The following is a 12,040-nucleotide window of genomic DNA, read 5'->3' as shown; positions in this document are numbered from 1 at the left end:
GTCAGCAGGCTGGCGGCCGCCACCGCCGGTATCGTCAGACCGATGGTGGCGCAGGCCGAACCCATCGCAACGTTGAGGCCGCGCTGCAGCTCATTGTTGAGCGAGGCGCGAACCGCCGAAATGGCCTCCGGCATCAAAACCAGCCCGGCGATCATCGCTCCCACGATACTGTCGGCCTGGGTCACCTGGTAGGCAACGAGCGTGTCCTCGACACCGGCGGCGACCTGCTCGGCCAGCATGACGATGCCGATCAGCCCGCTCACCAGCAGCAGAACGCCGACAGAAAGGCTTTCGTGAAGGGCAGTTCGCATCGAAACGTCGTGCGCCTGTTCCTGGACGAAGTCGTCCCGGTGCCGAACGGTCTGGGCGAACACGAAGCTTGCATAGAGCAGCACTGAAAGGACGCTCACAAAACCAAGCTGGCCCGCCGAAAACGTGCCTGGATCCGTCGTCTGGGTGTAGGTCGGCAGGACAAGCGTCATGACAGTCAGCGCGATCAGAACCGCGAGATACGCGCTGGTCCCTTGCCGAACGATTGCCTGCTTGCGATGACGCCAGCCGCCAAGCGTGAGACACGTACCGACGACGCCGGTAGAGATAATCATCACCGTCGAGAAGACGGACTCGCGCGCCAATGTCGGGTTGTTCTCTCCATGCAGCATCATGGAAACGATGATCGACACTTCGATTGCCGTCACGGCAAAGGTCAGCACCAACGTCCCGTACGGCTCCCCCACGCGCCGGGCCACTGCCTCGGCGTGGTCGAGCACCACGAAAATTGTGATGAACATGATCGCACTCGAAAGCGCTCCAACGACAATCCTGATGTTCAGCGAACCTTCGTCCACCGAAAGGCCGCTGGCTCTGACCGCGACAGCCGTCACCAGGGCGGCCAATGGCATCGTGTAGGAAGTCACCGACCGCGCGAAACCAGTCATTGAAGCCCCTGCGTTTCCGCGAATTTAGCGGAAAAGCCTGTGGGAAGCACCCCAGCCGACATCATTGCGAAGTGGACGGACCGATCACCCGGCGTTCGACTTCTTTGCAGAAAGCCGACCCGCTGCTGCCGAGGATGCGCGAGGAGTTGCGGCGCCGGCTGTTCCAGCGCACCGAAACGACCATCCACAAAGCACCCGTGCTAGGACTTCACGCGTGCGTGGCGTACTCCCCTTGCCGGTCTGGGTGAGGCGGCTTTAGGACACGATCGAACAGCTTCTGGCATCGACGGTGTCAATCGCCTTGCGAACCGCCGTGCAGAATTTTCCCAAAAGTTCCGGCTCGTTCCCCAGCCGCTGGCGCAGGGAGAAGGGTATCTCCAGCTGCGCTCCTTTGCCGGTCAATCCACGATTGACGATGTTCAAATCGCCGATGCCTGGAAAAATATGGTTGTCCCTTTTGGTGTTGAAGCCGGCTTCCTGGAGGCGCCGAACTATCTCTGTAATCAGCGCGGCATCCTTGCCGCCCATATAGATTGTCGAGGGATCGTCCCGATCCTGGCGACCGTGGATAGCGACGACAATCGACTTCGCCCGCACCAAGTCGAGCGCGGATTCCTCGTCAAAGTTATTTGACGTTATGTGCAACTCGCGATTGTTTTGCGGCATCAGTCCTTCAAAGCAATACAGATCCAGATCGCTCCCTGCCACCGTCTCGGCAATCAGGGAGGTGCGGGGCTCGATCTTCCCACCGTGCGGCGCGAGGACGATCGCATTGCCGGTTCGAGCGCCACGCCGCACGACGATGCGATAGTCCACGTTTTCAGTTTTGGCGGCCTTCAGCGCCGCGAAATTTGGGAACTCGTTGTCCATAATCCCATCCAAACGCGTGGTCGGCAGTTGCGCTTCGAGCGCGTTTTGCAAAGGCTGAATATTTCCGGATCAATCCCGCTTCACGCCGTCTTCTGCGCCACCAGCCCCAGTTCCTCCACCATTGCCTCGCGCATCAGAAATTTCTGCGGCTTGCCGGTCACTGTCATCGGCAGCTCGGTGCGGAAGCGGATGTAGCGCGGCACCTTGTAATGCGCGATCTGGCCGCTGCAGAAGGCCTTGATCTCCTCAGCGGTGGCGATCTGGCCGGGCTTCAGCACGATCCAGGCGCAGATCTCCTCGCCATATTTGTCGTCGGGAATGCCGAAGACCTGCACTTCCTTGATCTTGGGGTGGCGGTAGAGGAATTCCTCGACCTCGCGCGGATAGACGTTCTCGCCACCGCGGATGACCATGTCCTTCACCCGGCCGACAATGTTGCAATAGCCCTCCGCGTCGATCGTCGCGAGGTCGCCGGCGTGCATCCAGCCGTCAGCGTCGATCGCCTCGCGGGTTTTTTCCGCGTCGTCCCAATAGCCCTTCATCACCGAATAGCCGCGTGTGCAGAGCTCGCCCGGCTCGCCGACCGGGACGGTGGCGCCATCGGCGCCGATCGCCTTGACCTCGACATGCGGATGGATGCGGCCGACCGTGGAGACGCGTTTTTCCAGCGGGTCGTCGACGCTGCTCTGGAAAGAAACCGGACTGGTCTCGGTCATGCCATAGGCAATGGTCACTTGCGCCATATGCATCAGCGAAACCACCTTCTTCATCACCTCTATCGGGCATGGCGAGCCGGCCATGATGCCGGTGCGCAGGCTGGAGAGGTCGAAGCTAGAGAAATCGGCATGATCGAGCATGGCGACGAACATGGTCGGCACGCCATAAAGGCCGGTGCAACGTTCCTGCGCGACGGCTCTGAGCGTCGCGCCCGCGTCAAAACCTTCGCCCGGGAAGACCATCGTGGCGCCTTTGGTGACGCAGCCCATCGTGCCCATCGACATGCCGAAGCAATGATAGAGCGGCACAGGGATGCAGAGCCGGTCGTCGACGGTGAGCTTGATCGCCGAGGTGACGAAGCTGCCGTTGTTGACGATGTTCGAATGGGTGAGTGTCGCGCCCTTCGGCGCGCCCGTCGTTCCGCTGGTGAACTGAATGTTGATGGCGTCGCCGGGCCTCAGGCTTTCGGAGATGCGATCGAGGCTGTCATGCTCGTCGCGTCCGGCCATTGCGAGCACATCGCCGAAATTGAACATGCCGGGCGAGTTGTCCTCGCCCATGCGGATGACGATCTTCAGCGATGGCAGCTTCTCTGCCTCGAGCTTGCCGGGCTCGGCCTTGGCGATCTCCGGCGCCAGCGTCTCGATCATGCCGAGATAGTCGGAGGTCTTGAAGCTGACCGCCGTGACCAGCGCCTTGCAACCGACCTTGTTGAGCGCATATTCCAGCTCGCTGAGCCGGTAGGCCGGGTTGATGTTGACCAGGATCAGGCCGATGCGCGCGGTGGCGAACTGCGTCACCAGCCATTCCCAGCGGTTGGGCGACCAGATGCCGACGCGATCGCCCTTCTCCAGGCCGAGCGCCAGGAAGCCGGCGGCCAGCGCGTCGACCGCATCCGACAGCTCGCTCCAGGTGAAGCGCTTGTCTTGGCCGACGAAGACGGCGGCATCGAGCGTGGCGTATCTGCTCACCGTATCGGAGAACAGTTCCGGAATGGTTTTGTCGAGCAACGGCGTCGAACGGTCGCCCGAGACATGCGCCCTGCCGTCCATCGGAGCAATGAAGGTGCCATGCGTTCCGCGCCCGCGCAGATTGGTGGCGTTCATGAGCTCGTCGAGTTTGATCGCCATCGCCGTCACCTCCCGGGATGAGCCAGCCTATCAGCCTGCCGGGACGGTGGAAACCCGCCGAAGGTATGGGTTAAGCGACCAGCGCAGCCATCTTCGTGGCGATGCCACGCAACTGTGCCTCATCGGCCGCGTCGCGGACCTTCCTGGAAGCAACGAGACAGGCTTGCGACTTCAGGATTATTCCATCGCCCAGCACCTTGAGATGGTTGGCGCGCAGCGTCGAGCCGGTGGTGGTGATGTCGACGATGACGTCGGCAAGGCCGGCCGCCGGTGCGCCTTCGGTGGCGCCGAGGCTTTCGACGATGCGGTAGACCTGGATGCCGTGCTTCAGCGAAAAGAACTGCTGCGTCAGCCGCCAGTATTTGGTAGCGATCCTGAGCCGCCGGCCATGACGCTGGCGGAAATCGGCGGCGACATCGTCGAGATCGGCCATGGTAGCGACGTCGAGCCAGATATCCGGCACCGCCACGACGACATCGGCATGACCGAAGCCGAGACGGGCGACGATCTCGGCGCGCGCTTCCCAGCCCGCGAGGTTTTCGCGCAGCAGATCCTCGCCGGTGATGCCGAGATCGACCGCGCCCTGGCCGATCTCGCCGGCGATCTCGGACGCCGAGAGGAAGGCCACCTCGACATTGTCGAGGCCGTCGATACGGGCGCGGTATTTGCGGTCGTCCTCGGGCAGAGTGACCGCCAGTCCGGCCTTGGCCAGGACTTCAAGCGACTGCTCCTTGAGACGGCCCTTGGATGGGATCGCCAGCGTGATCATCGCGTGGGCTCCCGTAATGCTTCGATGCGGTCGAGCCACACCGAGAAGCCGACGCCGGGGATAGGCTTCTTCGCGCCGAGCAGCGTCAGCAGCCGATCGTAACGACCGCCGCCCACCAGCGGACGGTCGCCACCCTGGGCAGCAATCTCGAAGACGAGACCGGTATAGTAATCGAGCGGACGGCCGAAGGCGGCGTCATAGCGGATCTTTTCGACCGGCAGGCCATGCGCCGCGATCGCCTCGGCGCGGGCCGCGAAATTTTCGAGCGCCGCGCCAAGGGACAGGCCGGCAGCGGCGGCGAATTTTTCCAGCGCCTCAGTTGCTCCGCCCAGCGCGACGTCGATCTCGAGAAATCCTTTCAACGCCGAGAACGCCTCGTCGGACAGCCGCACGCTGCGCAGTTGCGCCTTCTCGATCAGCCGCCGCGCGATGTCGGCCGGGGCGCGGCCCGAGGAGGCCGACAGCCCGGCCTCTTCCATGCCGGCGGCGATATAAGCGGCGAGGCCGTCGGTATCGCTGTCGAGCACCAGCAAGGCCACCGGACCCGACAGCTGGCTGTTGCGCGGCGGATTGGCGAGGTCGGCAAGGGCCGCTTCCAGCATCGACGCCGAGCCGAAGGCGCGGGCGAGGCGCATGCGCCAGCCACGCGGCAGGCCGAGCGCGGCCAGCACCGCCTCGAACAAGGTCTGGTCGCCGAGCGTGATGGCGAGCGGCACGCTGGGCAGCACCAGCGAGAGCAGCGCGTGCGCGTCGGCCAGCGAGCGCGCGTCAGCGGCGGCGGTATCACGATCGCCGAGATCCTCGATGCCGGCCTGGAAGAACTCGTTGCCGCCCTCGCGGCGCTGTCGGAACACCTCGCCGAGATAGGAATAGCGCCGCGGCGTGCCGGCCTGGCTGGCGATGTGGTCGAGGCAGACCGGAATGGTGAATTCGGGCCTGAGGCAGAGCGTCTTGCCGGTCTCGCTCTCGGTCAGGAAGATGCGGCGGCGCAGGTCTTCGCCCGCCATGTCGAGGAACGGATCGGCCGGCTGCAGCACGGCCACCTCGACCGCGTGGGTGTCCCGGGCAGCGAAGAGTTTTGCGACGTCGGCGGCGATGGCGGGATAGCGGGAAGTCATAAAGCACCACCTCCCCTTCTCCCCTTGTGGGAGAAGGTGGATTGGCGCGCAGCGCCAAGACGGATGAGGGGTGCTGGAAGGAATGAGACGCCGGCGCTCCCTGGAACACCCCTCATCCGACCGAGCTTCGCTCGGCCACCTTCTCCCACAAAGGGAGAAGGAGAGGTTGGCGCCCTACTTGCCACGTGCCCGCTCCTCGGCCTGCGCTGCCAGGATCTTCTTCACCTCGGAGAGCAGCTCGCTCTCCGCTACCGTCACCTGCGCCGGGCGCGCGGCGCGCCATTCCGCGTTATCGGTGATCTCGGCCGACAGGCGCGCGCCTTCGATCAGGTCCTTGATCTGCACCTCGCCCTTGACGCGCTCGTCGCCGCCCTGGATGACGGCGATCGGGCTGCCGCGACGGTCGGCATATTTCAGCTGCGCCTTCATACCGGCGCCGCCGAGATACATTTCCGAGCGAATGCCGGCGGCGCGCAGATCGGCGACCATCTTCTGGTAGCGGCCGAGGCTTTCCGTATCCTTATCCATGACCAGGACGACGACCGGCGCAATGACGTCGGAAGTGTCGAGCTTGCCGAGGTTCTTCAGCGCCGTCATTAGCCGCGAGACGCCGATCGAGAAGCCGGTCGCCGGTACCGGCTCGCCGCGGAAACGCGAGACCAGCCCGTCATAGCGGCCGCCGCCGCCGACCGAGCCGAAGCGCACGATCTGGCCGTCCTCGTTGGGGATCTCGGCCAGCAGCTCGGCCTCGAAGACCGGGCCGGTGTAATATTCGAGGCCGCGCACGACGGAGCGGTCCATCGCAACGCGGTCCTCCCCATATCCTGCAGCCCTGACCAGAGCTTCAATCGTTGCAAGTTCGCCGACGCCTTCCTGATACACAGGGTTGGCACCGACGGTGGAATCCTGGCCAGCCTGTCCCTTCCTTGCCGTTGCGAGAAGAACCGCTTCGGCCTGCGCGTCATTCAGCCCCGCGCCCTTTGCGAAATCGCCTTCGCCTTCCTTGCCGCCATCCCATCGTCCCGGGCCAAGCAGCAGCCTCACGCCTTCCGGCCCGAGCTTGTCCAGCTTGTCGATGGCGCGCAGCACCGTCAGCCTGCGCCCGGCATTCTCCTCACCGCCAAGCCCAATCGCCTCCAGCACACCGTCCAGCACCTTGCGGTTGTTGACGCGGATGACGTAGTCGCCGCGCTTGATGCCAAGCGCCTCCATCACGTCGGCCATCATCATCGCCATTTCGGCGTCGGCGGCGACGCCCGGCGTACCGATGGTGTCGGCGTCGAACTGCATGAACTGGCGGAAGCGGCCGGGGCCCGGCTTCTCGTTGCGGAACACCCAGCCGGACCGGTAGCTGCGATAGGGTTTCGGCAGGCGGTCGTAATTCTCGGCGACGAAACGCGCCGTCGGCGCCGTCAGGTCGTAGCGCAGCGACAGCCACTGGTCGTCATCGTCCTGGAACGAGAAGACGCCTTCGTTCGGCCGGTCCTGGTCGGGCAGGAATTTGCCCAAAGCATCCGTGTATTCGATCATCGGCTGGTCGACCGGCTCGAAGCCGTAAAGCTCATAGACCGACCGGATGGTCGCCATCATCTTCTCGACGGCGCGGATGTCTTCGGCGCTGCGGTCGGCAAAACCGCGCGGCAGGCGCGCTTTCGTCTTTTCCGATTTGTCGGCCATGGATGGGTCTTTTCGCTATGTGAACGCTGACTTATTTCGAGCGGGCGTGTCCTAGACGATACCGCCTTGGGCGGCAAGGGTTGGCGCCGTCCCCCTCCTTTGTGCCGAGAAGGAAAGGCCGCGCCTTCGAAACAAAACGGCGCCAAGAACGAAACAATTGCGTCACCAGCGCGGCATGCTGCCGACACAATCAAGGACCATAAAGCGCGCCGAAATAAGGGTTCGGGCCATGACGACCACGGAAGACATCATCGAGAGCAAGCCGGTTGCCAAGCTCCGGCCGGCCGGCAGCGCCACCCCCAAGCCAGCACAGCAGCCCGCAGGGCCGTTCGAGGTCGTGGCGGAAGCCCACAAGCCGACGGTGCGCGACGCGCTGGTGACCGGACTGCTGGTGATCTACCCGGCCTTTGCGGCCGTGGCGGCCATCATCGCCGGGCTGTTTCTGACAAGCGCCGGCAGCCTCTGATCTTCCCCCACCTCACAATGTGCGGACGCGTAGCGTCGGAGGCGATGAGCTCGGTTTTGCGACCCGACCCGCGCCTTCGGCGCGACCTGCCCACAAGGGGGCCATAAGGGGCAGGTAGAGGTGACGCTATTTCGGTCTCCTGAACCTCTGCCGCTCGGCCTCCACCTCTGCCCGGCAGACACAGCCTTCGAGATGGTCGTTGACCAAGCCCATCGCCTGCATGAAGGCGTAGACGGTGGTCGGGCCGACGAAGCTCCAGCCGCGCTTCTTCAGGTCCTTCGAGATCCGGACCGAGACCGCCGTCGTCGGATTGGCGCGCAGATGCGCAAGGTCGACGACCCTCGGCCGCTCGTCAGGCCCCGGCTCGAACTTCCAGAACCAGGCGGCCAGCGAGCCGAATTCATCGGCCATTTCACGGGCGCGCCTAGCGTTGTTGATGGTCGAGACGATCTTGCCGCGATGGCGGATGATGCCGACATTGCCGAGCAGACGCTCGACATCCTTGTCGGTGAGCGCCGCCACCCTGTCGAAGTCGAAATTGGCGAAGGCCTCGCGGAAATTCTCCCGCTTGCGCAGGATGGTCAGCCAGGAGAGACCGGACTGGAAGCCTTCGAGGCAGATCTTTTCGAAGAGCCGGCGATCGTCCGCTACGGGCCGGCCCCATTCATGGTCGTGATAGTGCAGATAGTCCGGCAGATTGCCGTGCCAGAAGCAGCGCGTGATACCGTCGGGGCCGTCGAGCAGGCCGGCATGTTCTTGTTCCATTGTCGGGAAATCCGTCCGTTAATGCGCCAAAGCGTCGGTTTTACGGTGGCTTTACCAGATTCCTGAACCGGCCGGTAACCACACCACAAAGTTTACTGACAAGTCGGCATTTTACGCATTTCGATTCATGTTTTGCTTGCCGCTCAGCGCCAAGGATCGCCACGCCGAGGCCTTTTCCCCCTGCCTCGGACGAGTTCGACGATCAAGGTGCGTTCCGATGAAGACAGCGTTCACTTTCGTGCTCGGCGCAGCCGCGGTGCTTGCCGCCGGCGCGACGACCTCTTTCGCCAATGACCGTTATGCCGACAGGCCGCCCGTGATGGTGAGCCCCGACCTTTCAGCGCCTTGGGTGCTGCAGCTCGGCCATGCGCCAGGGATCGTGCGCCCGAGCCGCCAGGCGACCCAGCAGCCGCTGCGGCGGCTTTTCCAGGCGCAGCCCGACCAGCGGCGCACCGCAGCCGTGCGGCAGCCTGCCAAGCGCATGGTGATGCGGCCACAGATCAACCCGATCTACCTGCCTCAGGAAGTCGCCTATGACGGGCCGCAGAGGCCGGGCACGATCGTCATCGATACCCACCAGAACTTCCTTTATCTTGTCGAGAAGGACGGCAAGGCGCGCCGTTACGGTGTCGGCACCGGCAAGCCCGGTTTCGAATGGTCGGGCACGCACAAGATCACCGACAAGAAAGTGTGGCCGGACTGGCGCCCGCCGGCGGCAATGATCGCCCGCGAGGCGGCCAAGGGTCGCTACCTGCCGACCTATCTGGCCGGCGGCATCGAGAACCCGCTCGGCGCGCGCGCACTCTATCTCGGCACCACGGAATACCGCATCCACGGCACCAACCAGCCCTGGACGATCGGGGGCGCGGTGTCCTCCGGCTGCATCCGCATGCGCAACGAGGATGTGGTCGACCTTTACGAGCGCGTCAATGTCGGAACAACCGTCGAGGTGATATAGTAACTGCGAATCAGCCGGTTAGGCGGCGCTGAGCAGTTTTGGCGGTTGCTGTTGCCCCCAAGCCATAGCGCGGTTTGGCGAGACATGCTTAGACTGGCATCGAGCTAACGGGGGACGGGCCGTGTGGGGATACGGTCAGTCACGAAGGGCAGCACGGGAGACCGCGCTGCCCTTTTCGTTTCAAGCCCGTCAACGGGTCGCCCCGGAAGCAGCATGTTTCGCATTCGGGGCTGATTTCCCAGCCCACCTCTGCTATTGCAGCGCACAATCTTGGTTTTACGCAATTCCGGACGGAAAACCGCCCTTCTGGAGTTGCTCCAGAAGGCAGAGGTTTCCACCTATGACCCGGTCCGACGACAGCCGCTATCTCAGGGGCGGTCCGGTCGCCCAGCGCATCATCGCTTCGGTACGCGAGGAAGCGGCCATCGCCACAGCGGAAGGCTTCCCGCCGAAGCTGGTCTCGATCACCGTCGGCGACACCGACGCGGTCGACGTCTATGTGCGCAACCAGCGCGCCAAGGCCGGGCTTGCCGGCATCGGCTTCGAGGAACGGCGCTTTGCCGCCGACATCACGGCGGGCGAGCTGGAAGCCGCCATTCACGGCCTCAACGCCGATCCGCGCGTCACCGGTATCATCATCCAGCGGCCGGTGCCGGCGCATATCCCGATCAAGACGCTGCAGGCGGCGGTGCACCCGCTGAAGGACGTCGAGGGCATGCATCCGGCCTCGATCGGCAACATCGTCTACAACCAGCTCGATCTCGCGCCCTGCACGGCGGCCGCATCGGTCGAGCTTCTCAAGGAGACCCGCCTGGACCTCAAGGGGCTCGAGGTGGTGGTGGTCGGCCATTCCGAGATCGTCGGCAAGCCGATCGCCTTCCTGCTGATGAGCGAGGGCGCGACGGTGACGGTGTGCCATCACATGACGCGCTCGGTGGCCGCGCATGCGCGGCGCGCGGACGCGCTGTTCGTCGCCGTCGGCAGGCCGCGACTGATCAAAGCCGAGATGGTGAAGCCCGGCGCCTGCGTCATCGACATCGGCATCAATTCGGAAATCGGCCCGGACGGCGAGAGCCGCATCGTCGGCGATGTCGACACCGAGAGCGTCAAGGAGGTCGCCTCCTGGATCACGCCGGTGCCGGGCGGCGTCGGCCCGCTGACGGTGGCGATCCTGCTGCGCAACACCATGGTGGCGCTCAGCCGTCAGCGCGCGCTCTACCGCGCGACCTACGGTGTGGCGGACCAGCTGGCGGCTGAGTAGCTATTCCGCGCCACCCAGGCTGTTCTCGGAAACGCCATCGGGCTTCGGGCCGCCATAGGCCCAGTCGAGCAATTTTATCGTGTGCACCACCGGCAGCTTCGCCGCGGACGCGATCTGCGTGATGCAGCCTATATTGCCGGTGGCAACGATTTCGGCGCCGGTCGCCTCGATATTTTTCACCTTGCGGTTGCGCAGCTTGGCCGAAATGTCGGGCTGCAGGATGTTGTAGGTGCCGGCCGAGCCGCAGCAGAGATGCCCCTCGCGCGGCTCGCGCACGACGAAGCCCGCCTTGGCCAAAAGCTCCTTCGGCTGACGGGTAATCTTCTGGCCGTGCTGCATCGAGCAGGCGGAATGATAGGCGACGATCGTGCCCGGCTTGCGCACCGGCTCGGGCAGGTCGAGGGCAGCGAGATATTCGGTGATGTCCTTAGCCAGCGCCGAGACACGAGCCGCCTTTTCCGCATCGGCCGGATCGAGACGCAGCATGAAGCCGTAATCCTTGATGGTGGTGCCGCAGCCGGACGCGGTGATGATGATGGCGTCGAGCCCGCCCTGGTCTATTGCGCGCATCCAGGCGTCGACATTTTGCCTAGCCGACGCAAGAGCCTGATCCTCGCGGCCCAGGTGATGCACCAGCGCGCCGCAGCAGCCCTCGCCTTCCGGCACCACGACCTCGACGCCGAGCCGCGTCAGCAAAGAGACGGCCGCCTCGTTGATGGCGGGATCGAGCACCGACTGGGCGCAGCCGGTGAGGATGGCGACGCGGCCGCGTTTCGTGCCCTGCCCGCCATGCACGGCGGGCGTAGCCATCCGTGATGCCGGCGGGATCGACGACGGCGCAAGCTCTAGCATGGCGGCGACCGGCTTCAGGGTCGGCAGCTTTTCCAACAGGCCGATCAATGGCCGGCCGAGCCGGGCGAGCTTCAGTGCGGCGCGGAAGCGGCCCGGATAGGGCAGCACGAAAGCCAGCATGGCGCGGGTCAGCCGGTCGAGCAGCGGCCGTCTGTAGGTCTGCTCGATGTGGGCGCGGGCATGATCGACCAGATGCATGTAATTCACGCCTGACGGACATGTCGTCATGCAGGCAAGGCAGGAGAGGCAGCGGTCGATATGGGTGACGATCTCCTTGTCCGCCGGCCGGCCGTTCTCCAGCATATCCTTGATGAGATAGATGCGGCCGCGCGGCGAATCCAACTCGTTGCCGAGCGTTACATAGGTCGGGCAAGTCGCGGTGCAGAAGCCGCAATGCACGCATTTGCGCAGGATCTTCTCCGATTCCGCGACATGCGGGTCAGCGAGCTGCGCGGCTGAAAAATTGGTCTGCACGAAAAATGTCCTTATCGTCTAAGCATGATCTTTTCCGCAAACCGG

The 12,040-nt window shown here is 64.2% G+C and carries 11 protein-coding genes; 3 read left to right on the top strand and 8 right to left on the bottom strand.

The annotated features are described in order from the left end of the window. The 6 genes from EOA79_RS07535 to hisS all read right to left on the bottom strand — a co-directional run. Positions 1–902: ionic transporter (locus EOA79_RS07535; RefSeq protein ID WP_245489844.1), on the bottom strand; the 902-nt coding region annotated here is incomplete at its 3' end. Between the two features lie 291 nt (positions 903–1,193). Then, on the bottom strand, positions 1,194–1,808 hold the full coding sequence (locus tag EOA79_RS07530; RefSeq protein ID WP_127325202.1) for a poly-gamma-glutamate hydrolase family protein: 615 nt from the start codon (positions 1,806–1,808) through the stop codon (positions 1,194–1,196). A gap of 80 nt (positions 1,809–1,888) precedes the next feature. After that, a complete protein-coding gene (locus EOA79_RS07525) occupies positions 1,889–3,655 on the bottom strand; it encodes an AMP-binding protein (RefSeq protein ID WP_095825778.1) in 1,767 nt (588 codons plus the stop codon). A 70-nt stretch (positions 3,656–3,725) separates the two neighbouring features. Continuing rightward, positions 3,726–4,424 (bottom strand): ATP phosphoribosyltransferase, encoded by a 699-nt coding sequence (gene hisG, locus EOA79_RS07520; RefSeq protein ID WP_095825779.1) that lies wholly within the window; start codon positions 4,422–4,424, stop codon positions 3,726–3,728. After that, positions 4,421–5,542, bottom strand: a complete 1,122-nt coding sequence (locus tag EOA79_RS07515; protein WP_066989230.1) for an ATP phosphoribosyltransferase regulatory subunit — start codon at positions 5,540–5,542, stop codon at positions 4,421–4,423. The genes hisG and EOA79_RS07515 overlap by 4 nt, the downstream gene beginning before the upstream one ends. A gap of 174 nt (positions 5,543–5,716) precedes the next feature. After that, complete coding sequence (gene hisS, locus EOA79_RS07510) at positions 5,717–7,219, bottom strand: histidine--tRNA ligase (protein ID WP_095825780.1); 1,503 nt, start codon at positions 7,217–7,219, stop codon at positions 5,717–5,719. A gap of 229 nt (positions 7,220–7,448) precedes the next feature. Here hisS and EOA79_RS07505 point away from each other — a divergent pair, with 229 nt between their 5' ends. Further along, the gene (locus EOA79_RS07505; protein ID WP_066989234.1) at positions 7,449–7,685 is read left to right on the top strand and encodes a hypothetical protein; all 237 of its coding nucleotides are present in this window, start codon (positions 7,449–7,451) and stop codon (positions 7,683–7,685) included. 126 nt (positions 7,686–7,811) lie between these two features. On the opposite strand, the gene EOA79_RS07500 is transcribed toward EOA79_RS07505, so the two are convergent. After that, the gene (locus tag EOA79_RS07500; protein WP_095825781.1) at positions 7,812–8,450 is read right to left on the bottom strand and encodes a DNA-3-methyladenine glycosylase I; all 639 of its coding nucleotides are present in this window, start codon (positions 8,448–8,450) and stop codon (positions 7,812–7,814) included. Positions 8,451–8,667: 217 nt separating this feature from the next. Between EOA79_RS07500 and EOA79_RS07495 the strand changes: the two genes are divergently transcribed. Both EOA79_RS07495 and EOA79_RS07490 read left to right on the top strand, forming a co-directional pair. After that, positions 8,668–9,408: a L,D-transpeptidase gene (locus EOA79_RS07495; RefSeq protein ID WP_095825782.1), complete on the top strand. Its 741-nt coding sequence runs from the start codon at positions 8,668–8,670 to the stop codon at positions 9,406–9,408. A 340-nt stretch (positions 9,409–9,748) separates the two neighbouring features. Further along, positions 9,749–10,669, top strand: coding sequence for a bifunctional 5,10-methylenetetrahydrofolate dehydrogenase/5,10-methenyltetrahydrofolate cyclohydrolase (locus tag EOA79_RS07490; RefSeq protein ID WP_095801078.1), 921 nt, complete (start codon positions 9,749–9,751; stop codon positions 10,667–10,669). Here EOA79_RS07490 and glcF read toward each other — a convergent pair whose 3' ends face one another. Then, positions 10,670–11,995 (bottom strand): glycolate oxidase subunit GlcF, encoded by a 1,326-nt coding sequence (gene glcF, locus EOA79_RS07485; RefSeq protein ID WP_095825784.1) that lies wholly within the window; start codon positions 11,993–11,995, stop codon positions 10,670–10,672. Positions 11,996–12,040 lie beyond the last annotated feature (45 nt).

The sequence above is a fragment of the Mesorhizobium sp. M1A.F.Ca.IN.020.03.2.1 genome (genome assembly GCF_004023205.1).
In the GTDB taxonomy this organism is placed as follows: domain Bacteria; phylum Pseudomonadota; class Alphaproteobacteria; order Rhizobiales; family Rhizobiaceae; genus Mesorhizobium.
The sequence above is the reverse complement of the archived record's forward strand: the minus strand, read 5'-3'. Positions and strand labels throughout refer to the sequence as shown.